At 59.4% G+C, this 25,065-nt stretch carries 22 protein-coding genes, 1 tRNA gene and 3 pseudogenes; 17 read left to right on the top strand and 9 right to left on the bottom strand.

What is annotated here, in order from left to right; translation table 11 throughout:
* Window positions 1-24 precede the first annotated feature (24 nt).
* The gene (locus BK660_RS17980) at window positions 25-1,221 is read left to right on the top strand and encodes an amino acid aminotransferase (RefSeq protein WP_123434381.1); all 1,197 of its coding nucleotides are present in this window, start codon (window positions 25-27) and stop codon (window positions 1,219-1,221) included.
* 235 nt (window positions 1,222-1,456) lie between these two features.
* Entirely contained in the window at window positions 1,457-1,657 is a 201-nt protein-coding gene (locus BK660_RS17975; RefSeq protein WP_123434380.1) for a hypothetical protein, read from the top strand.
* Here BK660_RS17975 and BK660_RS17970 read toward each other — a convergent pair.
* Window positions 1,654-1,884 carry a hypothetical protein gene (locus BK660_RS17970; protein ID WP_027921605.1) on the bottom strand — a complete coding sequence of 77 codons (231 nt, stop codon included), beginning with the start codon at window positions 1,882-1,884 and terminating at the stop codon, window positions 1,654-1,656. The genes BK660_RS17975 and BK660_RS17970 overlap by 4 nt on opposite strands.
* Window positions 1,885-2,112: 228 nt before the next feature.
* Between BK660_RS17970 and BK660_RS17965 the strand changes: the two genes are divergently transcribed.
* The 11 genes and pseudogenes from BK660_RS17965 (at window position 2,113) to BK660_RS17920 (ending at window position 12,037) form a co-directional block, all read left to right on the top strand.
* Window positions 2,113-2,188 (top strand) — tRNA-Asn (locus BK660_RS17965).
* A 491-nt stretch (window positions 2,189-2,679) separates the two neighbouring features.
* Window positions 2,680-3,786: a methyl-accepting chemotaxis protein gene (locus BK660_RS17960; protein WP_123434632.1), complete on the top strand. Its 1,107-nt coding sequence runs from the start codon at window positions 2,680-2,682 to the stop codon at window positions 3,784-3,786.
* Window positions 3,787-3,798: 12 nt separating this feature from the next.
* The gene (locus BK660_RS17955) at window positions 3,799-4,167 is read left to right on the top strand and encodes a response regulator (RefSeq protein ID WP_027921610.1); all 369 of its coding nucleotides are present in this window, start codon (window positions 3,799-3,801) and stop codon (window positions 4,165-4,167) included.
* A gap of 22 nt (window positions 4,168-4,189) precedes the next feature.
* Window positions 4,190-4,516 (top strand): STAS domain-containing protein, encoded by a 327-nt coding sequence (locus BK660_RS17950; RefSeq protein WP_123434379.1) that lies wholly within the window; start codon window positions 4,190-4,192, stop codon window positions 4,514-4,516.
* Between the two features lie 23 nt (window positions 4,517-4,539).
* Window positions 4,540-6,747 (top strand): chemotaxis protein CheA, encoded by a 2,208-nt coding sequence (locus BK660_RS17945; RefSeq protein ID WP_123434378.1) that lies wholly within the window; start codon window positions 4,540-4,542, stop codon window positions 6,745-6,747.
* 158 nt (window positions 6,748-6,905) lie between these two features.
* Window positions 6,906-8,000: pseudogene (locus BK660_RS33620) on the top strand (PAS domain S-box protein); the annotation flags it as partial.
* A gap of 138 nt (window positions 8,001-8,138) precedes the next feature.
* A pseudogene (locus tag BK660_RS33615) lies at window positions 8,139-9,020 on the top strand (methyl-accepting chemotaxis protein); the annotation flags it as partial.
* Window positions 9,021-9,032: 12 nt separating this feature from the next.
* Entirely contained in the window at window positions 9,033-9,563 is a 531-nt protein-coding gene (locus BK660_RS17935) for a chemotaxis protein CheW (protein WP_123434376.1), read from the top strand.
* 109 nt (window positions 9,564-9,672) lie between these two features.
* Window positions 9,673-10,479: a CheR family methyltransferase gene (locus BK660_RS17930; RefSeq protein WP_404942945.1), complete on the top strand. Its 807-nt coding sequence runs from the start codon at window positions 9,673-9,675 to the stop codon at window positions 10,477-10,479.
* Window positions 10,476-10,995 (top strand): annotated as a pseudogene (gene cheD / locus BK660_RS17925) (chemoreceptor glutamine deamidase CheD); the annotation flags it as partial. The gene BK660_RS17930 and the pseudogene cheD, both read left to right, overlap by 4 nt.
* The gene (locus BK660_RS17920; protein ID WP_221178648.1) at window positions 10,961-12,037 is read left to right on the top strand and encodes a protein-glutamate methylesterase/protein-glutamine glutaminase; all 1,077 of its coding nucleotides are present in this window, start codon (window positions 10,961-10,963) and stop codon (window positions 12,035-12,037) included. The pseudogene cheD and the gene BK660_RS17920, both read left to right, overlap by 35 nt.
* Before the next feature lie 18 nt (window positions 12,038-12,055).
* Here the strand turns inward: BK660_RS17920 and sorB are convergent, their stop codons facing one another.
* The 3 genes from sorB to BK660_RS17905 form a co-directional block, all read right to left on the bottom strand.
* The gene (sorB, locus tag BK660_RS17915; protein ID WP_123434373.1) at window positions 12,056-12,703 is read right to left on the bottom strand and encodes a SorB family sulfite dehydrogenase c-type cytochrome subunit; all 648 of its coding nucleotides are present in this window, start codon (window positions 12,701-12,703) and stop codon (window positions 12,056-12,058) included.
* A 9-nt stretch (window positions 12,704-12,712) separates the two neighbouring features.
* Window positions 12,713-13,972: a SorA family sulfite dehydrogenase catalytic subunit gene (sorA, locus tag BK660_RS17910; protein WP_123434372.1), complete on the bottom strand. Its 1,260-nt coding sequence runs from the start codon at window positions 13,970-13,972 to the stop codon at window positions 12,713-12,715.
* A gap of 251 nt (window positions 13,973-14,223) precedes the next feature.
* A complete protein-coding gene (locus tag BK660_RS17905) occupies window positions 14,224-15,741 on the bottom strand; it encodes a nucleobase:cation symporter-2 family protein (RefSeq protein WP_123434371.1) in 1,518 nt (505 codons plus the stop codon).
* A gap of 227 nt (window positions 15,742-15,968) precedes the next feature.
* Between BK660_RS17905 and BK660_RS17900 the strand changes: the two genes are divergently transcribed.
* Window positions 15,969-16,301 carry a BrnA antitoxin family protein gene (locus tag BK660_RS17900; RefSeq protein ID WP_123434370.1) on the top strand — a complete coding sequence of 111 codons (333 nt, stop codon included), beginning with the start codon at window positions 15,969-15,971 and terminating at the stop codon, window positions 16,299-16,301.
* 32 nt (window positions 16,302-16,333) lie between these two features.
* Here the strand turns inward: BK660_RS17900 and BK660_RS17895 are convergent, their stop codons facing one another.
* Complete coding sequence (locus BK660_RS17895; RefSeq protein ID WP_123434369.1) at window positions 16,334-17,161, bottom strand: arylamine N-acetyltransferase family protein; 828 nt, start codon at window positions 17,159-17,161, stop codon at window positions 16,334-16,336.
* A 100-nt stretch (window positions 17,162-17,261) separates the two neighbouring features.
* Entirely contained in the window at window positions 17,262-18,056 is a 795-nt protein-coding gene (locus tag BK660_RS17890) for an exodeoxyribonuclease III (RefSeq protein WP_123434368.1), read from the bottom strand.
* 174 nt (window positions 18,057-18,230) lie between these two features.
* Here BK660_RS17890 and BK660_RS17885 point away from each other — a divergent pair, with 174 nt between their 5' ends.
* Together BK660_RS17885 and BK660_RS17880 are read left to right on the top strand one after the other, a co-directional pair.
* Window positions 18,231-18,815, top strand: coding sequence for a GNAT family N-acetyltransferase (locus BK660_RS17885; protein WP_123434367.1), 585 nt, complete (start codon window positions 18,231-18,233; stop codon window positions 18,813-18,815).
* A 212-nt stretch (window positions 18,816-19,027) separates the two neighbouring features.
* Window positions 19,028-19,339, top strand: coding sequence for a hypothetical protein (locus BK660_RS17880; RefSeq protein WP_123434366.1), 312 nt, complete (start codon window positions 19,028-19,030; stop codon window positions 19,337-19,339).
* 47 nt (window positions 19,340-19,386) lie between these two features.
* Here the strand turns inward: BK660_RS17880 and BK660_RS17875 are convergent, their stop codons facing one another.
* Together BK660_RS17875 and BK660_RS17870 are read right to left on the bottom strand one after the other, a co-directional pair.
* A complete protein-coding gene (locus BK660_RS17875) occupies window positions 19,387-20,793 on the bottom strand; it encodes a DUF1254 domain-containing protein (RefSeq protein ID WP_123434365.1) in 1,407 nt (468 codons plus the stop codon).
* A 141-nt stretch (window positions 20,794-20,934) separates the two neighbouring features.
* Window positions 20,935-22,506, bottom strand: coding sequence for a sensor domain-containing diguanylate cyclase (locus tag BK660_RS17870; protein ID WP_123434364.1), 1,572 nt, complete (start codon window positions 22,504-22,506; stop codon window positions 20,935-20,937).
* Window positions 22,507-22,804: 298 nt separating this feature from the next.
* On the opposite strand from BK660_RS17870, the gene BK660_RS17865 reads away from it, so the two are divergent.
* A complete protein-coding gene (locus BK660_RS17865) occupies window positions 22,805-23,272 on the top strand; it encodes a hypothetical protein (RefSeq protein ID WP_123434363.1) in 468 nt (155 codons plus the stop codon).
* A gap of 34 nt (window positions 23,273-23,306) precedes the next feature.
* On the opposite strand, the gene BK660_RS17860 is transcribed toward BK660_RS17865, so the two are convergent.
* Entirely contained in the window at window positions 23,307-25,058 is a 1,752-nt protein-coding gene (locus BK660_RS17860; protein WP_123434362.1) for a L,D-transpeptidase family protein, read from the bottom strand.
* Between the last annotated feature and the right edge of the window lie 7 nt (window positions 25,059-25,065).

Raw genomic sequence — 25,065 nt, 5'->3', positions numbered from 1 at the left:
TCTCCATTCAGAGCCGCCGCAAAAATGAGCCTGTTCTCCGCTGTCGAAATGGCACCACGCGATCCAATCCTGGGCCTCAACGAAGCATTCAACGCCGATACCCGTACCAACAAGGTCAACCTGGGAGTCGGTGTTTACTGCAACGAGGAGGGGAAAATTCCACTCCTGCGCGCCGTTGTCGAAGCCGAGACGATTCGCGTCGCTCAACACGCTTCCCGTGGCTACTTGCCAATCGACGGTATCGCCGCCTACGACCAGGCTGTGCAGAAATTGCTGTTCGGCAATGACTCGCCACTGATCGCCGCTGGCCGCGTCATCACCACGCAGGCCGTGGGCGGTACCGGTGCACTGAAAATCGGTGCCGACTTCCTCAAGCAACTGCTGCCGAACGCCGTCGTGGCGATCAGCGACCCGAGCTGGGAAAACCACCGCGCCCTGTTCGAAACCGCTGGTTTCCCGGTGCAGAACTACCGCTACTACGACGCCGCGACCCACGACGTAAACCGCACCGGCCTACTCGAAGACCTCAACGCCCTGCCCTCCGGCTCGATCGTTGTGCTGCACGCCTGCTGCCACAACCCGACCGGCGTGGACCTGAGCCCGGCGGACTGGAACAACGTGCTGGAAGTGGTTAAAGCCAAAGGCCACGTACCGTTCCTCGACATGGCCTACCAGGGCTTTGGCGACGGCATCGACGAAGACGCCGCCGCTGTGCGCCTGTTCGCTGAATCGGGCCTGACCTTCTTCGTATCGAGCTCGTTCTCTAAATCGTTCTCGCTGTACGGCGAGCGCGTTGGTGCCCTGTCGATCGTCAGCGAATCGAAAGAAGAAAGCGCGCGCGTGCTGTCGCAAGTCAAACGCGTGATCCGCACCAACTACTCCAACCCGCCAACCCACGGTGCAAGCATCGTCGCCGCGGTATTGAACAGCCCGGTCCTGCGCGCCCAGTGGGAAGAAGAACTGGCTGAAATGCGCCTGCGGATTCGCGGCATGCGTATCCAGATGGTCGACACCCTGGCAAAAAACGCCCCGCAGCGCGACTTCAGCTTCGTCGGCCGTCAGCGCGGCATGTTCTCTTACTCCGGCCTGACGGTTGAGCAAGTCACCCGCCTGCGCACCGAGTTCGGCATCTACGCCCTGGACACCGGTCGCATCTGCGTGGCGGCGTTGAACCAGAGCAACATCGATGCAGTGACCAAGGCCATCGTTGCGGTGATCTGAGTCGTTCGGTGATATGAAAAACGGGAAGCCGATTGGCTTCCCGTTTTTTATTCGTCGCAGATAATTCCCAGCTCGGCGATCGGTCACTCTAGACTGCACGCAGATCAAATGTGGGAGCGAGCCTGCTCGCGAAGACGGCGGCACATCCAGCATCAATGTGACAGATAGACCGCCTTCGCGAGCAGGCTCGCTCCCACAAGTTTTTTGTACATCCAGGAATTTTACGAGAACCCACATGAAAAACGATGACCTACGCGCCGACCGCGATGAGCTGGACGACTTCGTCCCTCGCACCCCGGCCAAACGCGGGAATAACCTGGTACTGCAAGTCGCTGCCGGCGTATTCCTTGGCGGCCTGGCCTTGTGGCTGGTGCAACTGGCCGCCACGTCGCTCTACGCCAAAATGATGCTCGGCACGTTTACGTTCGGCGGTTAAGCCAATTCGGTGGCACGCTGGCTGGCGGCATCGTCATAGGCGACATAGAGCGACTCGGCAATCTGACTCTTGATCGCCTTGGCACTTTCCAGGCCCAGAACAAAACCCTCGGCCTTGCCACCGGCACGGTTCAGATCTTCAGCCGTACTGGCCTGCGTGATTGCGTCGAGCAGTTTTTCGGCGTGAGGGCCGACACCTTTGGGCAAGCTGATCTGAGCGATGCTCATGCGAACACCCCGCTGGTGTGAGGTGCAAGGATTGAATGATTCATGGCGCGTACCTGTTTCGGCGAATGGCCGGTAGCGCGTGTGACCACTTCCGGGCAGCCATGGTAGACCTCTGGGACGATTCTGGTAACCGCCTACGGCCGATAAACCACCGTCTGTCCCGACGAATCGCTCAAGTTGCTATCAGGCGCTTGACTTCTCTTTTTGAATCAGTAACATAGGCGCCATTCCGCGATAGCTCAGTTGGTAGAGCAAGTGACTGTTAATCACTGGGTCCCTGGTTCGAGTCCAGGTCGTGGAGCCATCTAGATACACAAAAAAGGCCAGCGCTTAGCTGGCCTTTTTTTGTGCCTGTTTTTTGGGTTGTCAAACGTCGCCCTCCGCTCTGCCCTCCCTCGCAACGCAATTAACAACCTCTCGCAATCACGCTGAAAATAAGCCACCAGCACCAAATAAAACATTGACTGACGCGGTTGCTGCCTTGCAAAAGGATGGCCTACTGCTATCGTCCAAGACAGCAACAATTTGTATTAGTTCCAAAGCAATATGACCTGTCGCCTGCATTGGCCAAGTCGTTGAAATTACAACGATTCAGTTGCAGACGCAGGAGCAGGCACTTCTCTATCGGTGACAGTTTAGCCGCTCGAATGGAACGATTTGAATAAGGATCCGCCCTTGTCTTCTTATGACTTTGACCGCAATTATTCCTCCGTTCGTCCTGATTTCACCGCCTTGATCTGGCCCGTCCTGGCTATTGCCTCGGGCGGTGCTGTGTCGCTGCTGGCCTTTGCCGGGATGGCAGCACCGCACGTGACCGCCGCACTGATTCTGCTCGCCTGCGGCGGTGGTGCCTGCGCCTGGATTGTCCGCTGCCAGCGCAAGCTGTTTGACCAAGCGTTGAGCCAGGCACATGCCAGCATCCTGAGCCAACATCAGGCCGCCAGTGCCGCGTCGGCGGCCAACGGTCTGGAAGCCGTGTGCCTGGAAGCGGTGCCCATTTGGACCAAGCAGATCGAGAACTCCCGCAGCCAGACCGAGCAGGCCATCGTCACGCTGAGCCAGCGTTTCTCAGGCATCTACAGCAAGCTGGAAGAAGCCGTGCAGACTTCGCAACAAGCGGCGGATGGCCTGGCCGGCGATGCCCAGAGCGGCGCAGTGGTGGTGCTCGCGCAAAGCGAAACGGAACTGACGCAGGTGGTCAATTCCCTCAAGGCCACGCAGCTGAGCCGCGACGAGATGCTGGAACAAGTCCGCAGCCTCACCGACTACACCGGCGAACTGCTGAGCATGTCTAAAGAGGTCGCGGCGATCGCTGCGCAAACCAACCTCTTGGCGCTGAATGCCGCGATTGAAGCCGCACGAGCAGGTGAAGCGGGCCGTGGTTTCGCCGTGGTGGCCGATGCCGTGCGCAGCTTGTCGAGTCTCTCAAGCGACACCGGGAAAAAGATGTCGGCCACCGTCGGCATCATCAACAGCGCCATCACTCGCCTGGTCGAAGTCGCCGACAACACTGCAACGAATGACCAGCACTCGGTCTCCGCCTCCGAAGCCAGCATTCAACATGTGCTGGATCGTTTTCACAGCATTACCCAGCGCCTGTCGGGCTCTACCGAGTTACTCCAGCAAGAGAGTGTCGGCATCCGCGACGAAATCAGCGAGGTCCTGATCGGCCTGCAGTTCCAGGATCGCGTCAGCCAGATCCTTTCCCATGTTCGCGACAACATGCAGGCCTTGCACCAGCACTTGCAGAACGGCCAGCGCAATCCGGATCAGTTGCAACAGATCGATGCTCGAGCCTGGTTGGCGAGCATGGAGCTGACCTACGCCACCGATGAGCAGCGACAAATCCATCACGGACACAGTTCCAGCGCCGCCAAGGAACAGGAAATCACTTTTTTCTAACAGGAGAGCAGCATGGCTAAAACCGTAATGGTCGTCGACGATTCCAGCAGCGTACGCCAGGTGGTCAGCATTGCCTTGAAGGGGGCTGGCTACGACGTGATCGAGGCCAGCGATGGCAAGGATGCGCTGACCAAGCTGAACGGACAGAAAATCCACCTGATGATCAGCGATGTGAACATGCCCAACATGGATGGCATCACGCTGGTCAAGGAGGTGAAGAAGCTGGCCAATTACAAATTCACCCCGATCATCATGCTGACCACCGAATCCCAGGAAGCGAAGAAACAGGAAGGCCAGGCTGCCGGGGCCAGGGCCTGGGTGGTCAAACCTTTCCAGCCGGCACAGATGCTGGCCGCCGTCGCCAAACTGATCCTGCCTTGATCGACTAAATCCGGAGGCGAGCATGAACATCCGCGTAGCCACACTGAATGGCCTGTGCCAGCTGCATATCGAAGGCGAGATGAACATCTATACCGCGGCCGAGTTCAAGGCACAGCTATTGCCCCACCTGGCCGAGCCCGGCGAGCTGGAAATTGATCTGTCCCAGGTCAGCGAAATGGATGGCGCCGGCATGCAGCAACTGTTGCTGGCCAAACGCGAAGCCACGCGCGTCGGCAGGACCTTGCGCCTGGCTGGGCACAGCCGCGCGGTGTTGGAAGTCTTCGACCTGTGCAACCTCGCCGCCTTTTTTGGCGACCCTCTGGTTATTTCCAACTCGGCCGCTAGCTGACCTCAGCGTAAAAGGAATTCAGCGTGAGTATAAATCTCGATCAAGCCCTGCAAACCTTCATCGCCGAAGCCCGCGAACTGCTCCAGGATATGGAAGAGTCGTTGCTGCGGCTGGAGAGCGAACCGGGCGACGGCGACACCCTGGGCGCCATCTTTCGTGCCGCGCACACCATCAAGGGTTCCGCCGGTTTGTTTGGCCTGGAACCGGTCGTTGGCTTCACCCATATCGTCGAAGACGTGCTCGATCGCGTGCGTGATGGCGCGGTCGGCATCAACAGCGAACTGGTCGCGCTGCTGTTGGAGTGCGGCGACCACATGCTGGAGCTGGTCAACGTGGTTGCCGCCCAAGGCGGACAGCTGGACACCTTGGCACAGACTCGGGAAAGCGGCCTGCGCCAACGCCTGAACACCTACCAGGGCAACTCGCTGGCGCAGGAGCCACCCGCCACCGCCGTTGCGCCGTTCAATAGCGATTATCTGACCGAGGTCTGCGCGGATGACAGCGTGGCCTCCGACCTCTGGCACATCTCGCTGCGCTTTGGCCAGGACGTGCTGCGCAACGGCATGGACCCGCTGTCGTTCCTGCGTTATCTCAACAGCCAGGGCGAGATCGTCCGCATCACTACCCTCGCCGATGGCATGCCGCAGGCCGATGCGATGGATGCCGAAGCCTGTTACCTGGGCTTCGAGATTGACTACCAGTCCACCGCGGACAAAGCGGCCATCGCTGAAGCCTTCGACTTCGTGCGCGACGATTGCCTGATCCACATCCTCCCGCCGCACAGCAAGATCGCCGAATACATCGAGCTGATTGATCGACTCCCGGAAGATGCAGCCCGTCTGGGTGAGCTCCTGGTCAGCAGCGGCGCCCTGACCCCGCAAGAGCTGGAAAAAGCCCTGCACGAACAACGCGCCCCTGTTGAATCCAGCCACCCGGCCGCCCCTTTGGGTGAAATCCTCGTCGAGCAGCGCTCGGTGACGCCCGCACTGGTGCAGGCCGCACTGAACAAGCAAAACCAGATCCAAGATAGCAAGAACAAAGAGAACCGCTACGTTCGGGTGGATGCGGACAAGCTGGACGAGCTGATCAACCTGGTCGGCGAGCTGGTGATCGCGGGAGCCGGCGCCAACCTGCTGGCTCAGCGCAGCCACAACGACGCGCTGCAGGAAGCCAGCTCAAGGGTCTCAGGCCTGGTCGAGGAAATCCGCGACAGCGCCCTGCGCCTGCGCATGGTGCCAATCGGCGACACCTTTAATCGCTTCCAGCGAGTGGTGCGCGATGTCAGCCTGGAACTGGGCAAGGATATCGATCTGCAGATCAGCGGCGCCGACACCGAGCTCGACAAGACCGTTGTGGAAAAGATCGGCGATCCCTTGATGCACTTGCTGCGCAACGCCATGGATCACGGCATTGAATCGCCCGAGGTTCGCCAGGCAGCGGGCAAACCGCTGACAGGCACGCTGAGCCTCAACGCCTACCATGACTCCGGCAGCATCGTCATCGAGATCGTCGACGACGGCGCCGGACTCGACCGCGAACGCATCCTGCACAAGGCCCGCGAGCGCGGCCTGCTTTCCGCCACCGCCACACCGTCCGATCAGGACATCTACAACCTGATTTTCGAGCCGGGTTTCTCCACTGCGGCGACCGTCACCAACCTCTCCGGCCGAGGCGTCGGCATGGACGTGGTCAAGCGCAACATCACCGCGCTGCGCGGCAGTGTCGACCTCGACAGCCAGGCGGGTCGGGGCACCCGGGTGCGCATCCGCCTGCCGCTGACCCTGGCGATCATCGATGGCTTTCTGGTGGGCGTCGGCCAGGCCACTTACGTGGTGCCCCTGGACATGGTGCAAGAGTGCCTGGAGCTCACAGAAGAAGATCGTCAAGCCACCCACGAACGCAGCTACCTGAACTTGCGTGGCGAAGTGCTGCCGCTGGTGTACCTGCGTGAACAGTTCAACGCCGAAGGCAGCTCGGGTCGGCGTGAGAACGTGGTGGTGGTGCGTTGCGGCGAGCAGAAAGCCGGTTTGGTGGTGGACGAATTGCAAGGTGAATTCCAGACCGTGATCAAACCGCTGGGCAAACTGTTCAGCGCCCTGCGCGGCATCGGCGGCTCGACCATTCTGGGCAGCGGCGAGGTGGCATTGATTCTCGATGTACCGAACTTGCTGCAACAGGTCACCCAACAGCAGGCATACAACCACCTGCAACCGGCGTTGGCTGAAGCCTGAATACCGATTTAAAAAACACCGTTGATGAACGTGCAAAGCGCTGATTCAAGGGGAACTGACGCGTGTCGAACAAGGGGCGCATGACTGACCTGCTCAATAACATCTGAAGCGATGCAACAGGCCACAGAATAAAAAATTGAACTTCATTGGGAGTTGTCATGAATCAGGCTAATCAATCAATGGTCACCCGTTTTATTAATCGATTCAGCTATAACCAGGAAGAACGCCTTAAAGAGCAAGCGCTGTTATCGGATTTAAAAGGGCAAATCGACGCTATCAACAAAGCACAGGCCGTCATTGAGTTTTCCCTCGATGGCAGGATCTTGCACGCCAACGACAACTTCTTGAACACGCTGGGCTACACCCTCGCCGAGATCAAGGGCCAACATCACAGTATGTTTGCCGATCCGGCCTACAGCGCTTCGCCTGAATATCGCCTGTTCTGGGACAAACTCGGGCGCGGTGAATTCGATGCCGGCGAGTACAAACGCATCGGCAAAGGTGGCAAGGAAATCTGGATACAAGCCTCCTACAACCCGATCATGGACATGGACGGCAAACCCTTCAAAGTCGTCAAGTACGCGACCGACATTACCCAGAGCAAGTTGCAAGCGGCCGATTTCGCAGGGCAGCTCGGCGCCATCAGCAAGGCACAAGCGGTGATCGAGTTCTCGCTCGATGGCAAGATTTTGCACGCCAACGACAACTTCCTGAACACGCTCGGCTACACCCTGGCCGAGATCAAGGGCCAACATCACAGCATGTTTGCCGACCCGGTCTACCGCGCCTCTCCTGAATACCGCGTGTTCTGGGACAAGCTCGGGCGCGGTGAATTCGATGCCGGCGAATACAAGCGCATCGGCAAAGGCGGCAAGGAAATCTGGATTCAAGCCTCCTACAACCCGATCATGGACATGAACGGTCAGCCCTTCAAAGTCGTCAAATACGCCACCGACGTCACGGCGCAGGTCAATGCGAACAACATGCTGGTGCAGGCGGTAGAGCAAGCACAGCACGTGACTTCAGCGGCGAAGGATGGCGACCTGAGCCAACGCATCCCTCTTGAAGGCAAGAGCGGCCCGATCCAGGTGCTATGCGCCGGCGTCAACTCGCTAATGGAAACCACCGGGGTTATTTTTGCGGACGTGGGACGCCTGTTTGGCGCCATGTCGAAGGGCGACCTGGACCAACGCATCACCCGCGACTATTCGGGTGTGTTTGGCCAGGTCAAAGACGATGCGAATGCCAGCTGTGACGCACTCTCGAACGTCATCGAGGATGTCAGTCGTGTCTTCAGCGGGCTTGCCAATGGCGACCTTGGACAGCGCATCACCCGAGAATCGACCGGCATCTTTGCTCAAGTGAAAGACGATGCGAACTCCACGGCAGAGAAGCTGACCACGATTATCGAGGATGTCAGTGCCGCGGCGGACGCGTTGGTCACCGCCTCCGAACAGGTCAGCGCCACCGCCCAGTCCATGAGTCAGGCCACCAGTGAGCAGGCGGCCAGCGTCGAGGAAACCAGCGCGTCGATCGAGCAGATGAGCGCGAGCATCAATCAGAACACCGAAAACGCCAAGGTCACCGACGGCATGGCCAGCAAGGCTTCCAAAGAAGCCACCGAGGGTGGCGAATCGGTACAACAGACGGTCGCCGCGATGAAACAGATCGCCCAGCGCATCGGCATCATCGACGACATTGCCTACCAGACCAATCTGTTGGCGCTCAACGCCGCCATCGAGGCGGCGCGGGCGGGCGAGCATGGCAAGGGCTTTGCCGTCGTCGCCGCCGAGGTGCGCAAGCTCGCCGAGCGCAGTCAGGTGGCGGCACAGGAGATCGGTCAGTTGTCCTCCAGCAGCGTGGAGATGGCCGAGAAGGCCGGCAAATTGCTCAACGAAATGCTGCCCTCGATCAACAAGACTTCGGACCTGGTTCAGGAGATCAGCGCGGCGTCGGAAGAGCAATCTTCCGGGGTGGCGCAGATCAACACGGCCATGAACCAACTGAACCAGATCACCCAGCAGAACGCCTCCAGCAGCGAAGAGCTGGCGGCCACCGCCGAGGAGATGAGCAGCCAGGCCGAGCAACTGCAACAGGCGATGAGCTTCTTTGCCCGGGAGTCCGAGGTCAGCGACAGCCCGCACAAGGCAGTCGCGCACAGGACGCCGGCGCCGGGCAAAAAACCACAACAGCCGCCCAAGCACCTGCCCCACCGGGCGGCCACTCACTACGCGGCCAGCAGCGTCGCAGAAGCCGAATTCACTCGGTTTTAACGGGAGGTCAGCATGGGTGCACTGATTAATACCAATCGACCCGAGGCCATTCACCAGGAGGAAGCGCAGTACCTGACCTTCCTCCTGGGCGGCGAGATGTTTGCCATCGGCATACTCGGGATCAAGGAGATCCTCGAGTACGGCAACATCACCAGCGTGCCGATGATGCCCGCCTTCGTCCGTGGGGTGATCAACCTGCGCGGTGCGGTAGTGCCAGTGGTGGACCTGTCGGCGCGGTTCGGCCGGCAGAAGTCCGATATTACCCGGCGGTCGTGCATCGTCATTATCGAGGCCGACTCGGACGCGGGCACTCAGGATGTGGGGCTGATGGTGGATGCGGTCTCGGCGGTGCTGGAAATCCCCGCCGGCGAGATCGAGCCGGCGCCCAGTTTCGGCGCGCGGATACGTTCCGACTTCATCAGCGGCATGGCCAAGGTGGCGGGTAAATTCGTCATCGTCCTCAACGCCGACCGCGTGTTGTCGGTGGACGAGATGGCGAGCTTATCCGAGGTCGGCGCACTGACGGATGCCGCGTCGGGTTAGCAAGCCCGACCGGCTGATCATCGACCCTGGTCGAGGCGCCTGGTGCGCTTCGGCCTGGATCGATTGTGCATTGCAACGGCGCTCCCCTACCTGGCAAGGATGTTTGATCGTGAATGCAGAAGCGCTCAAGGATAGCGAGTTCAAGCAGTTCCAGAGCTGGCTGTATCGTGCCGCCGGCATCAACCTGAGCCCCGCGAAAAAAGCACTGGTTGCCGGGCGCCTGTCCAAACGTTTGAAGCACCATCAACTGAACAGCTACGGCGACTATTTCCAGATGATCATGGGTCATGGGGCCACTGCGGAATTGCAGATTGCCCTGGACTTGCTCACCACCAACGAAACCTATTTTTTCCGCGAACCCAAGCATTTCGACTTCCTGCGCCAGCAGGTTTTACCCAAGGCCGCTCCGGGCAAAACCTTCCGTCTGTGGAGTGCCGCCAGCTCCTCCGGCGAGGAACCCTACAGCCTGGCCATGACCCTGGCCGATGGCCTGGGCAGTACGCCTTGGGAAATCATCGGTTCTGACATCAGCAGTCAGGTGCTGGCCAAGGCCCGCACGGGGCACTACCCGATCGAGCGCGCCAGCCACATTGCGCAGCCCTTGCTGGCCAGACATTGCCTGAAAGGCACGGGAAGCCAGGACGGTACATTCCTGATCGAACGAAGCCTGCGTAGCCGGGTGCACTTCATGCCGATCAATCTCAACGAATCACTGCCCAACATCGGCGAGTTCGAGGTGATTTTCCTGCGCAACGTGATGATCTATTTCGATCAGGAAACCAAACGCAAGGTGGTCGCGCGCATGCTGCCGCTGCTCAAGCCCGGCGGCTATTTCATCGTCAGTCATTCGGAAAGCCTGAACGGCATCACCGATGGCTTGAAACTGATTTCACCCTCGATTTACCGCAAACCATGAACAGGCCCCTCGGCGGCAATGAGATTTTCCTGCAGCCCGGCGAGTTCTATTTCGGCGATGCGGCCACACGTATCCGCACCCTGCTGGGTTCCTGCGTCGCCATTACCCTGTGGCACCCGGCGCGCATGATCGGGGGTATGTGCCACTACATGCTGCCGAACCGGCAGAAGTCCGGCGGACCACTGGACGGCAAATATGCCGACGAGGCCATGGCACTTTTTCTGCTGGAAGTGGCTCACCATCACACGCGGCCCGAGGATTACCAGGTCAAGCTGTTCGGCGGCGGCACCATGTTCGCCGGCTACAGCGAGGAAACCAGCGTCGCCCAGAGCAATATCAACGCCGCACGCCAGTTGGTCACGCGCCACCATTTGCAGCTGAGCGCCGAGGATTTAGGGCGCAACGGGCACCGCGACGTGATCTTCGATATCAGCAGCGGCCATGTCTGGGTCCGCCATCAAGACTTGAACGAGAGCTAAAAGTGCCTATGAAAAAAATCAGGGTTCTGCTGGTCGACGACTCTGCCGTGGTACGCCAGGTGGTGCTCGCGTTGCTGGAGCGCGAGCCGGATATCCAGGTGATTGGCGCCGCCTCCGATCCCCTCTTCGCCATGGATAAAATGGCCAAAGAGTGGCCCGACGTGATTGTGCTGGACGTGGAAATGCCGCGCATGGACGGCATCACCTTCCTGAAGAAAATCATGGCCGAGCGCCCCACTCCGGTGGTGATCTGCTCAACGCTCACGGAACGAGGCGCGGAAACCACGCTCCAGGCCCTTGCCGCCGGGGCCGTGGAAATCATTACCAAGCCCAAGGCCGGCCTGAAAGGTTTCCTCGAACAATCCTCCGCCGAGCTGGTGGCGGCGGTCAGGGCCGCCGCGCAGGCCAACGTCAAGCAACTGGTCAGGAACGCCGCAGCGCGCTCACCGGTAGAGGTCAAATTGAATGCCGACGCCATTCTGCCGCCCTCCAGCGGCCAGGCCATGGCGCAGACCACGGAGCGGATTATCGCCATCGGCACCTCCACTGGGGGCACCCAGGCACTGGAACGGGTGCTGACCGCGCTGCCACGGGTTTCCCCGGGCATCGTCATCGTGCAGCACATGCCGGAAAAATTTACCGCCTCATTCGCTGCGCGCTTGAACACGCTGTCGCAGATAGAAGTGCGCGAAGCGAAGAACAACGACCGAGTGATTCCCGGCCTGGCCCTGATCGCCCCCGGCGGCAAGCACATGCTGCTCAAGCGCAGCGGCGCCTACTACCACGTCGAGGTCGTCGATGGCCCAATGGTCAACCGTCATCGCCCGTCCGTGGACGTGCTGTTTCGTTCAGTGGCCAAGTTCGCCGGCAAAAATGCCACCGGCATCATCATGACCGGCATGGGCGATGACGGTGCCCGCGGCTTGAAGGAATTACATGAGACAGGGGCACGCACCTATGCTCAGGATGAAACCAGCTGCGTGGTGTTTGGCATGCCGAAAGAGGCGATCAAATTGGGTGGCGTGGATCGGGTGATCACCCTGGACGACATTCCCAGAGCGATCACCAATGGCAGGTAACGCGCGTTGACAGGGAATTTACTGCTGCAAGATGAACGTGCTCAGGGTGTGCAGATCATCCGGGCTTAGCTGCGCGAAAGGCGGCATCGGAACCTCCCCCCATTTGCCGGTACCGCCGTGTTGAATGCTCGACGTGACCTTGGCCAGCGCCTGCGGATCATTGGCGTACTTGGCCGCCACCTCGTGATAGGCCGGGCCTACAATCTTGTGATCGATGGCGTGGCAGGACAGACAAGCGTTGCCCTGCAGCAAAGCCATGGCATCGACTTTGGCCACGGGCGCTGCCGGAGGCTGGCTTGCCGGCGGGTTCGAGGCTGCCTGCACCTCGGCATCGTTCGCATGGGCACTGCCGTAGGTGACCGCCAGGTAAGCGCCGATAATGCTCACATCCTGATCGCTGATCGGCGCCCCGTACACGTGCTGCATCTTGCCCGCTTCACCCGTCCACTGCGCCAGGGTCATGCCGGGAGGCTGGAAGCTGATGTAATCGGCGGAATGGCAGGTGGAACATTTCTGCTGGGCCAGTTGATAGCCTGGCAGCGCACTGGGTTTGAACACCGCCGTTTCAGGCGGCAGCGTGATCGAGAGCGGCGCTGCGCTCGCCAGGCCAATCCAGCCAACCTGAGCCGCGCACAGCAAAGTGGTCATGCGTTTCATGAGTTTCATGCGGGCCCCTCAGGCGACAGTCACGTGGCTGGTTTCTACGACGTGGCGGCGGTAACCGGCCGGGTTCCAATCGGCTTGCAGCGGCTGCGTCTCGCCCGCACTGTTACTCGCTCGCACCATCAATTGCGTGGCGCCCTTGCTGGTAAAGGTGATCGGCAGCGTCCACTCCCGGAAGGAGAAACGGCCAAGGTCCTGACCCAGCTTGGCTTCGCGCCAGCTCTTCGCGCCGTCGATGGAAATTTCCACCTTGTTGACGCCTGCGCCGCCGTCGAACGCGATGCCCTTGAGCACCACGCTTTTTTTCAGCGGTAACACATCGCCATGTTTGACGCTGGTGATGAAGCTGCGCACCGGCAGTCTGGAAATCGGTTTGGTTTGCGCCGCCGTGGTGCCGGGTGCGATGCAGAAACAATCGTTGTCCGGCACCCGGTAACCTTTGGCCATGAAGAAACCGTCGAAGGTGTGGTCGACGACTTCGATCTCGCTCAGGTGCTTGACCCAGTACGTGCCGAAATACCCCGGCACCACCAGACGTATCGGGTAACCGTTGAGGAATGGCAGGTCGGTGCCGTTCATCGACCAGGCGATCATCGGCTCACCGTCCATGGCATGGCTGATGTCCAGCGCCTTGATGAACTCCGGCGTGCTTGGCAGCACAGGCTTATCGAGCCCACGGAAGGTCACTTGTTTGGCGTCGGCTTTCACACCGGCCTTTTCCAGTACCGCCTTGAGCGGGACGCCCACCCAGCGGGCATTGCCCATTGAACCGTTGCCCAATTGCGCGCCGAACACGCGCGGCATTGAGAAGCCACGGCTGTTACCCGAACACTGATTCACCGCCACCACTTCTACCGGCTCGGCGAGAGCCTTGAGCTCTGCCAGGGAAAGGGATAGCGGCGTATTGACCGAGCCCTTGATCGTCAGACGGTAGGTGTCCGGATCAATGCTGGTAGGAAAATTGGCCAAGTGATAACGCACGAAAAAGGCGTCATTGGGTGTGATAGGCCCTTCATTGAAAACCGGGAACGGCGTCTCAAGGTGCGGCGGGCGGGTGGTCACCAGGGTCAACGGGCGCTTTTGCGGGTATTGCACCAACGGCCGTGGGCCAGCCGCGAAGGTGACTTCTTCGGCAGTTTCGTCGGCCTTATTGGTTTCCTCGGCAGCCTTGGCGAGGCTCGCCAATGGAGAAGCGGCCAACGCCAGGGTGAAGGCATCGCGTAGCACGCGCCGGCGGCTCGGCTTGCTGTTGTCTATAAAACTGAACTTCATTCTGCGCTCTCTATAATTGTTTTACTGAGATGCAACTGACAGCTCTCCCCCGCCAGGCTTGATGTATAAACGGGGTTTCGCAGGGAAAACCAGTATCGTCACGAGCACGCCGACTGCTTTTCATTTGACGTCAGCGACTTCACATTTGACGACAAACCCTCTTGGCCAGCGCCGTCGCCAGAGCGTAATTCAGGCAATAAAAAAGGCGTCCCGAAGGACGCCTTTTTCATATTTTCATTTCTTGAGTGTTGTCAGACATGCTCACTGCTTTTCGCATGCGCGGCACGTGGTTCGCCGTGCCCATGGTCCGTCTCCACCACCGGGATTTCTTTCCCGTCGCAGTCATGCAGCTTGCCTTCGCTGAAGTAATCCCCTTCACGCAGTGCTGCCAGATCCTGGTAACGCAGTACGCGCTCAGTACCGGCCGCGAACACCGACTGCTGATCCGAGTTACCGGCCGTGAGGTGGTTGAAGGTCAGGTTCAGCACGATGGCCATGATCGCCGACGAGCTGATGCCCGAGTGGAAAATGGTCGCGAACCAGCTCGGGAAATGATCGTAGAAGTTCGGTGCAGCAATCGGAATCATGCCGAAACCGATGGAGGTGGCGACGATGATCAGGTTGACGTTGTTGCGGTAATCAACCTTGGACAGCGTACGAATACCACTGGCCGCCACGGTGCCGAACAGCACGATACCGGCGCCGCCGAGGACCGACGTCGGCACTGCGGCGATGACCCGGCCCATGAAGGGCAGCAAGCCGAGGATCACCAAAAACAAACCGCCCGTGGCAACCACGAAGCGGCTCTTGATCCCGGTCACCGCCACCAGCCCCACGTTCTGGGCGAAAGCACTTTGGGTGAACGAACCGAAGATCGGCGCGATCATGCTCGACAGCATGTCGGCGCGCAGGCCGTTGCCCAGACGCTTGGAGTCGACTTTGGTACCGATGATTTCGCCGACGGCGAGGATATCCGCCGAGGTTTCCACCAACGTCACCATGACCACGATGCACATCGACAGGATGGCGGCGAAGTGGAAGGTCGGCATGCCGAAATGGAACGGCGTCGGGAAGCCGAACATCGGACCCTGGGTGACAGACGAGAAGTCTGCCATGCCGAGGAACACCGCGATGACTGTACCGATAACCATCGCCAGCAGAATCGACAATCGAGAGATGGTCGCGCTGCCAATCTTGCTCAATAGCAGCACCAGCACCAGCGTCACCGCCGCCAGGCCAATGTTCGCCATGCTGCCAAAGTCTGGCGCATGGCTGTTGCCGCCCATGGCCCAGCGTGCCGCCACTGGCATCAGCGTCAAGCCGATGGTGGTGATCACAATGCCCGTGACCAGCGGCGGGAAGAACTTGGTGATGCGCGAGAACACCGGCGTGATCAGCAAGCCAATCAACGACGCGGCAATCACCGCCCCGAGAATCGACTGAAACCCGCCCTCCCCGCCACTGCTGACAATCGCCACCATGGTCGCGACGCCAGAGAAAGACACGCCCTGTACCAGCGGCAACTGACAACCGAAAAACGGTAAACCAAGGGTCTGCAATAACGTCGCCAGCCCCCCTGCAAACAATGAAGCAGCAATCAACAATCCGATGTCCGCCGGCGAGAGCCCGGCCGCCTGACCAATGATCAAAGGCACCGCGACGATGCCGCCGTACATGGTCAGAACATGTTGCAGGCCGTAAGCCATATTCGCGCCGATCCCAAGGTTTTCATCCTCGGGCCGTTGGTGTGAAACATGGGGCGTTTTCATGTTAGGGGGTTCCCTGGTTTTTGTTATGCGCACACTGTATGCAAGACTCAGGACAAATGTCTATAGAGTTGTATACAACTCATCAGTCAGATTATGGACATGTGTCCATTTCGGCCTTATCTGTGCGGCTTGCTGGCTCCTCAAAATTTTTGAATATATCTTTTCTTGTTATGCATATTAAATATGCATAAGCATGCCTTTCGACAGCGTGTCTTGAGGCCATGAAGATGAAAGACGAATACGACTTCAGCAATGCCAAGCGTGGCGCCATAGCCAGCAGCAAAGGCAAAACCCGAATCACCATCATGCTGGATGATGCCGTCATAGAGGCCGCTCGCGCGCTTGCCGAGAGCGAGGGGTTTGGCTATCAGACGGTGATCAACAACACCTTGCGTCAGGCGTTGCTCAATCACCGGGAAACACCCGTTGAGCTCGATCAGCGCACGGCTGTTGGGAATGCCCGGCATTTCAAGGAAGGGATAACCCCTGGCGAGCTGAAGGATCTCGAGAAAAAACTAACCGAGGCCCTCAGTGAAATTCATCGGGTGATGGCGCCTTGAACACACCGCTGTGAGGCCGCAAAAACACGGGCTCAGCTTGGGCGAACCAATCGCTCAAGCACCCGTTTCAACTGTGCATTTTCCGGCACCCGAATACCGAACTCGTCCTGCAGTACCCCGACCAACTCGTCCACATCCGCCACCTGCCGACGTTCGCTTTCGTGACCGACCCGGTGTATCGCAAAGCTGCCGTTGTTCAGCGTACGGCGCCAGTCGTCGCCGGTTCGGGCAACCATCAGCTGCCGCGCAAACGACGATTCGGGATGGGTGGAGACGTACCAGTTACCGACGGTGTAGTCGATATCTTCCTGGCGCTGCAGGTCGAAAATATACATCGGGCGCCACTCGCCACCGACGTTGGCCCGCAAGGTGTAGCCATCTTCATGGCGTTCAATGCGATACGGTTCATGCGGTGTGAGTTGTTCAGCGTCGGTATCGAGCATCAGGGGTGCGGTGGGGACCATGCCGCCGAAGCCGACGTCGGTGATGTAACGCACGTCGTCCAGCGTGACCAGGCTCAAGCGGTGTGTGCGTGCAGTCCACGCGCCTTCGGGTTGGCCCATTACGACGCGGCCGCTGATGCCGCGAGCATCGAAACCCAGCTCCTGGAGCAAGGCCAGGAACAGGTTGTTGAGTTCATAGCAGTAACCACCGCGACCTTCGAACAGGACTTTCTGTTCGATGGACGGCAGGTCTATCAGCACCGGCTCGCCCGACAACGTGGTGAGGTTTTCGAACGCGAAGGCACCGGTGTGGCGCAGCTGCAGCTGGCGCAGGGTTTCCAGGGTCGGCGCCGGGGGGGCGTCGAAGCCCAGACGCTGTAGATACACCGCAAGGTGGGTCAGGCGTGGCTCGCTCATTGCTCAGTCCTTATGCATGGGGCCGCGGATCTCTCCGCCGATGGCCGCCATGTATAAGGGATAAAGCGGTGCAACTGACAATTGATTTCGCCAATCACCTTCAATGTCGCTTGCGCGAACTCACCCGAATCCACGTCGGCGCATGATCACTGGCATGCGGTTCATTGCGCACCCAGGCATCGACACCCGCCTCTTGCAGATAGGGACTCAGCGCCGGGTTCAGCAACAGATGATCAATGCGCAGCCCGGAATTGCTCTGCCAGTGTTGGCGGAAATAATCCCAGAACGTGTAAAGCCGATCCTCGGGATACAAATGACGCAAAGAATCAGTCCAACCCTGATCCAGCAAGCGTTGATAACACGCGCGGCTTTGTGGTTGCAGCAACGCATCCTTGAGCCATGAGCGGGTGTTGTAGATGTCCAGATCGGTGGGCACCACGTTGTAGTCGCCGGCCAGCACCACCGGGTGCTCGCTGCTCTGCAGATCCTTGGCATAAGCGATGAGTCGCTCGAACCACGCCAGTTTGTAATCGAATTTCGGCCCCGGCTGCGGGTTGCCATTGGGCAGATACAGACACCCCACCAGCACGCCGTGCACTGCCGCTTCCAGATAGCGACTGTGGGTGTCCGTGTCGTCACCCGGCAAACCGCGTCGACTCTCCAGCGGTTGCGCATCTCGCGCCAGAATCGCCACCCCGTTCCACGACGACTGCCCTTGCCAGAGGGCGCCATAACCGGCCGCTTCAAGTTCGGCAGCCGGAAAAGCCGAGTCGACCGACTTGAGCTCCTGCAAACACGCGATGTCCGGTTTTTCCCGTTCCAGCCACGCCAACAAGTTGGGCAGGCGCGCGCGCAGGCCGTTGACATTGAAGGTGGCGATTTTCAGGTTTTTCATGGTCCGAGGCTCGCAACGGATTGGCGGTATCCGGTTGTGACCCGATTGCGTGGCGACAGTTGCGGTGACCGGCACAGCAGGCGATTAAAGGTGTCAGTGCGGCACTTGCCAATCGACGACGGCTCCCTTGTAATGGCGCGCGCCCCCGCGAATTTTTCCGAGAAGGCCTCGAGCATGGACACCCTGGACGGTCAACGAATCAGCCTGCGCCCCCTGCAATCCAGTGATGCCGCCGCGCTGCTCAATGCCGCGCAGGACGGTGAGCTGTGGAACCTGACGGTCACCGTCGTGCCCTCCCCGACGACCGTCGACAGTTACCTGAAAAAAGCCCTCGACGGTCGCGATGCCGGCACGGTCCTGCCGTTCGTCATCGTGCTTGAAGAGACCGGTGAGGTGATCGGTTCAACACGTTTCTGGAAAATCGACCCACTCAACCGCAAGCTGGAAATTGGCAGCAGCTGGATCAGCGCGAGCTGGCAGAAAACCTTCGTCAACACCGAAGCCAAGTACCTGATGCTGCGCCATGCCTTCGAGGTGCTGGACTGTGTGCGTGTGCAATTCACCACCGATGAAAACAACCAGGCATCCCGTCAGGCGATTTTGCGGCTGGGTGCGCAACAGGAAGGCATCGTGCGCCACGAACGGATCATGCCGGACGGCCGCAAGCGCAACTCGGTGCGGTTCAGCATCATTGATGACGAGTGGCCGGAGGTGCGGCTTAATCTCGAGAAGAAACTGGCCGGATATAGCCCTCGATAACACCCCACAACCCTGTGGGAGCGAGCCTGCTCGCGATGGCGTCAGGCCTGTTAAAGCTGAGTTGGTTGAAAGGACGCCATCGCGAGCAGGCTCACTCCTACAAAGGCTCGCTCACACATAGAGCCGGGGGGACCACTCGTCATCCAACCGGCACCAACCACCCCGCCCTTCGCACCAATATCAGGTAACGACTCATCTTTTGGAGACGGACCATGATGACCACAAAATTCACTTCGCTGTTACTCGCTGGCTTGTTATGCGTCGCCTCGCCAGCCACGTTTGCAGCATCCAACGACGGCTCCGGTTCGACCGGCTCCCAGTCCGGGACCAACAGCGGCTCGAACATGTCTACCGACCACACCCCCGGCACGCCTCCGGCCGGGAGCAATACGGACTCGGGTGGCGGCACCGGCACCGGCACCGGGACTAATGGCGGCGCCAGTGGTTCGGGCTCAGGCGCAGGCGGCGGCACCGGGGCGGCGGGTGGCGGAACTGGAGGTGCCGGGGGTGGAACAGGCAGCTGAACGAATAAAAGCAGGCCATGAAGTGGCCTGCTTTCGTTACCCGCCCATTACATGCGCTTGATTGCGGGCGGATTCCATTTACCGTTCAACGCCTCGGGTTTCGGACCGTACAAGCGCATGGTCAGGTTGAACGCGCCTTTGGGAGCGGGCAGCCAATTGGCTTCCAGGTCCTTGCCGGGGCTTTCGTTCTGGAAGTAGATATCCAGCGAGCCATCGGGATTGGTCTTGAATGGCATCCAGCTACTGACCGCAAAACGGTTGAGTGAGTTGCCCACCTGAAACCCTTCCGGATCGTACAAAGTGATCGACCAGAAGGCATTCACCGGCGGCACTTGATCTTTATCGAAATGCAGCACGTACTTGTTGGCCCCGTCGAGCGGATTGCCCTGCTCATCGCCCAGATTCAGCGGATAAATCGCATCCTCGGGCAAGTTCGCCCCCAACCCGACCTGCGCCACAATCGCGCGTTTAAGGTAGTAGTTGCCGTAGACGCCCATGGTGTCGGTGTTCATCGACCAGCCATTGACCACGCGAGCGAGGGTTGCCACCTTCCACTTCATCAGCGTCTGCGCTTCATCAGGCACCGTCTGCAGCGCCGCTTTCACGGCCGGGTCCAGCGCCTCGAAGTTGAACGATTTACCCACTTCAATACCGATGCGTTGCATCTGCGCCAGGATCGGCTGGTCGGTGAGATGTGGCGGATGCACTTTGAGCAACTCGGCCGCGTAGGCGAAGTAATTGGCTGCCGACATCGTATCGATCTGAATCTTCGGCGGCGTTTTCATGTCCACCGTCGGGTCGATTTTCACAATAACCGGTTCGGCTTTTTTACCCAGTTGCGACAACGGCGTCACCGTGTAACCCGCCTGAATCTTGTGCACCGCCGCGTAATCAGCTTCGCCATCGGTCTTGGTACGACCGATGACCCAGACGAAAGGCGTCGGTGCCGGCAAATGGCTCAATCCGGCCGGGACCGTTCCGGTCCAGCCCGGCGGGGTCACCAGAAACTGACGGGCCTGCGTGCCGGTCGTGCGCCAACCGGGCGAGGCAAATACGTCGCTCCACATGTCGAGCATCGGCAACAGATAAAAACGCCCATCCGTGTCCGGCGCAGAAATCACTAATGGCTCCTTGGTCAGGTCGAGCCAGGCGATGGAATACAACGTGTCGAAGTTTGAGCGCACGACCCCTTTGAAACTCGCGGGCGGGTACTGCGGCACGCTCACAAACATGTTCATCGGGCCTTTACCAAACTCTTTGCCGGGTTCGATATTGGTGAACTGCTTGCGGGTGATGTCCATGGTCAGCAGCGGATAAAAATACAGGTAGGCGTCAACGCCAATGGCGTGTGCCTCTTCGGGCGTGACGTTGGTTCGGGCCTGGCTGGCCAATGGGAAAACGGCGGCAGCCGCGAGGGTTAGAGCAACGGCTGTCAATGCTTGAGTCATCAACATTTAGGCGATCGTCCGTGCGTTGGGAAGCGCTGCCGGGCTCGGCAGGGCTAACGGAACTCTAGACGATCGATTCAACCAGAACTGACAGGCGGACGACCGGTTATCAGGGTGTTGCAAGACTGAAACAACACGGCGGGCGACTCAACGATCCGAGCGCAACATCGCCTCCACGCCCCCTTCCATCGACAACACGCAGGACCGGTTACGCCCCGAGTGCTTGGCCTGATACAACGCCGCATCGGCGCGTTCGATGAACACTTCAAGGCTGTCGCGCCCGGTCGGTATGAACGCATAACAACCAAGACTGACCGTCACGTAGCCCGTGGGTGAACCGCTGTGGGTGATGTTCTTGTCCATGACGCTGCGGCGGATTTGCTCGGCAATTGCCATCGCGCCATGAATGTCGGTGTTGGGCAGCAACACGGCGAACTCTTCACCGCCATAACGCACTGCCAGATCGGACTTGCGATGGCAGCAACTCTTCAACGCTCGCGCCACCTCGGCCAGGCAATGGTCACCGGCGACATGGCCGTAAGTGTCGTTGTAGCGTTTGAAGAAATCGATATCGAGCATGATCAGGCTCAACGAACTCAACTGCCGGGCCCCGCGCGCGAACTCGATGTCCAGCGCCCGCTCGAACAGTCGGCGATTGGCCAGACCGGTCAGGCTATCGTGAGTGGCGATCAGCTCCAGCGCTTCTTGCGCCTTGCGTAAATCAGCCTCGATCCGCTCACCGTCGCGCACCTGATGAATGAACACCCAGCCGAAAAGCCCCACACCCAGGATCACCAACGCCACGATGACGCTGGATTGAAACGCCGTGTCGTACCAGCCTTTCAGCACCGCGTCCCGCGAGGACGCTGCGGAAACCACCAGTGGGTAACCTTCCAGTTGACGGTAGCCGTACAAACGGACGACGCCGTCCACGACCGAACCGATCATCGCGTTGCCGGCCGGTGCATTCGGGAGCAGATTCTGGAAGATGTCGCCCTTGGCCAATGATGTGTTGATCAGCGACTCCACAAACGGCCGTCGCGCCAACAGTGTTCCATCGCTCAGAGCCAAAAACATCGAGCCCTTGTCATCGATGTTGAAGCTTTTGAAGAATTGATCGAAGTAGGCCATCTTGATGCCGGCCAGCAGCACACCCTGAAACATACCGTTCTTGTCGTTGATGCGCTTGGACACTGGAATGATCCACTCGCCATTCTGCCGGCTGCGAATGGCCGGCCCGATGTGCGCGACCGACGACACGTTTTGCTGGTGAAACTTGAAGTAGTCACGATCGGCCACCCCCGCGCCCCGGGGCAGATCCTCGAACGACGTCACCACCCACTGCCCCTGCTTGTCGAACAGGAAAATCCCGTGCAACTGGTCCAGCGTCAGCACCCTGCGGGCAAAGGTTTTCTGCAAGCGTGGCCGTTGTGCAGCGCCATAGCCGTCGGCCTGAATCCAGTCCACCAGGCTGGTCAGCACCAGGTCGGCTTTCATGAAGGTGTCTTCAGCCTGCTGCGCCATGGCCCGGGTCAGGTTCGACGACGCCACTTGCGCCTCATCCAGATCGTGGCGGCGCGACTGTTCCAGTTGCAGGTACAGCAAACCACAGAGGCACAGGCACACCGTCGCGATAAACAGCACCGATGCTGTCAGCAGCGGTAACCGTTTCAACGCGCCCCCGGGGGCGTGATGCGGGTCGTGAAGGGGAATAGGCAAAAGCTCGTCCTGTAAGGGTAAGGCGTGGGCGAAGGCCCAAAACCCTTATTTTTTGTGAGCTTAGTCTACGCCGTGGTGAGGGGCAATTGTGCTTTGGACAGACGCCGCATCGAATGTGCGCGAGCACTCTCGGCTGACCGGATTGCAGCGCGGGCAGGTGGAGTTTTTGCGGGGAGAATTGACGGTCCAGCCGTCCTGAAAAAATTTGTCACGCTTGTATGGCAGACATGACCCAAGGCAAGACCCGGATGGCGTTGGAGGCGCTACGCTTACACTTACATCATGACAAGGAATCGAAATGAGTAAGGCAGACGAGCTCGCCACGAAGTTGAAACACACCGGATCCACCCACGCCGATCAGGCGATCGACAGCTGGCCGGGCCAGGTTTACGAACTGTATCGCCAGATCGAGGTTTGGTTGCATCCGCTGACCGAGGTGGGTTTGCTCCTGCGGCGAAATCCCACTCATGTCATCGAGAGCAGTCAGGACGGGGAAACGTTCGACTATGCCATCGACCAACTGGTGATCGAAGGTAATCGCCACACCCTGACGTTCGACCCGGTCGCACGCTTCACCAAGGATGGTGCGGGACGCGTCGAGGTTCACTCCAAAGGTAAAGAACTCGCCCTGTTGCGCACCGTGGACGAGCACAGCGAGATGCATTGGTGGCTGCAAACGATTGAGCAGTCCGAAGAGCAAGCGGATGCGGTGGCACTCACCGAGCACACCTTGCTGGCGGCGATGCAAGAAGGACTGGAACTCTAGACCACCGCAATTTAAGGGGAACGAGCTGTGTCCCCTATTGCACACCCGGCCCCGACGCCACCACCGACCCCGTCGCCGCACGCAAATCCATCACTGGCACGGGCGCCGGCCGGTTCAGCGCTTGCAGCACCGGCGCGTCATAACCATACACATCAGGCTTGAACGCTACTCGCCCGTCACTCTCCAGGTCTACCGTCCAATACGCCAACAACACCGGCACTTTCACGGGAAGCCGGATGTTCTCGGTCTTGCCATTGGCCAATTGTTTTTGAATGCCGGCGCTGTTCCATTTCACCGGATCGTTGAACAGCAGTTCCACCAGTTGCAAAGGGTTCTCGACCCGAATGCAGCCCGAACTGGTCGCGCGGACAGTTTTGGCGAACAACTCGCGGTGCGGCGTGTCGTGGAGGTAAATCGCATAGTCGTTGGGGAAGCGGATCACGACCTGGCCCAGCGAGCTCTCAGGCCCGGCATCCTGTCGCAGAGTGAGCCCGCGTGCATTGCTCCAGTCAACGGTCGACGGGTCGAGCACATTGCCTTCTCGATCCAGTACGCGTATCCGGTTGCTGGCCAGGTAGCCTGGATTGGCCTGGACTTTTGGTATCACGTCTTCCTTGAGGATCGTCGGCGGCACCGTCCAGGTCGGGTTAAAGGTGATGTAGGTAATCTGCGCCTGAAAAATCGGGGTATTGCGCGCCGTTTTACCCACCTGCACCCGAGATCGCCAGATCGGCTGGCCATCGCGGTACATCGCCACCTTATAGCCGGCGATATCGACGATAACGAACGTGCCCTGCAGTTTATAGAGCAGCCAACGCGCCCGTTCCATGTTCACCCGCACCTGATCGATGCGCGCCTCAACCGGCACATTCAGAGCTGCCAGGGTCGTCGCCCCCGCCATGCCATCCGCGCCAAGGTATTGCTCGGCCTGATACTTTTTCACCGCTGCGGTGACGGCGCCGTCGTACTTCGTACCGCGGATCAATCGCGGATCAAGAAAGCCTGCCGCGACCATTCTCGCGCGTAACTGTGTGACAGCGGGCTCGTCCATGCCGGGTTTGAGCGAATGGTCCACAACCACTTTCGGCCAGCCACCCTTGTCCCGAACGCCGCGCAGTTGCGCCAACGCCTGACGCAAACTGACGTACACCGCCTCTTGCGGCGGCGCCTGGGCGAAAGCACTCGCCACATCGTGATTGTCGAGGGCAGCGAAGAAGGCGTTGATGTCGTCACGGGGATCGACGCCATTCGAATCAAAATTCCAGTGATTATCCAGCCGTGAAGGGTCGACCTTGCCGCGTCGTAATTGCAGCAGCGCGCTAATAAAGGTGTGGGTGGTGGCGATATCAAACGCTGCCCGCTGCTCAGTCGAGGCGGTCAAGGCTTGCACCGAAGGTTGAGTCCGGACAATTTCATCCACACGGAAATCCGCCGGGCTCAATCCGTCCGCCTGGAGGTTGTTCAGGCTTTTGATCAACTGTGCGACATCGCTGTCGTTGGTCCACGCCGCGCGATAGGCGCGATGGGTATAAAAATCCATGACCAGACGACTGACATCCACCCGCCGATAGCGCTTTGAAGTGAGCAAGGGAGGGAATGCGGTTTTCAATGGCGCAAGCGTCGCCTGAATCGTTTGAGCGACGTTGTCGTCCGCTGCGGCATCCATCACGGCGCTCGGCGCAGTTACCGACTCAATCGGCGAAGTTTCGGCGACCGCTGCACCGCTGATCAGAAAGCCCATAAAAAATACGCGGCTTATGACGAATAACCTTGTTAATTGCACCATGGATAAT

Origin of the sequence: Pseudomonas brassicacearum (assembly GCF_003732265.1) — a bacterium.
GTDB classification, from domain to species: Bacteria; Pseudomonadota; Gammaproteobacteria; order Pseudomonadales; family Pseudomonadaceae; genus Aquipseudomonas; species Aquipseudomonas brassicacearum_D.
This window is presented reverse-complemented; position numbering and strand designations above follow the sequence as displayed.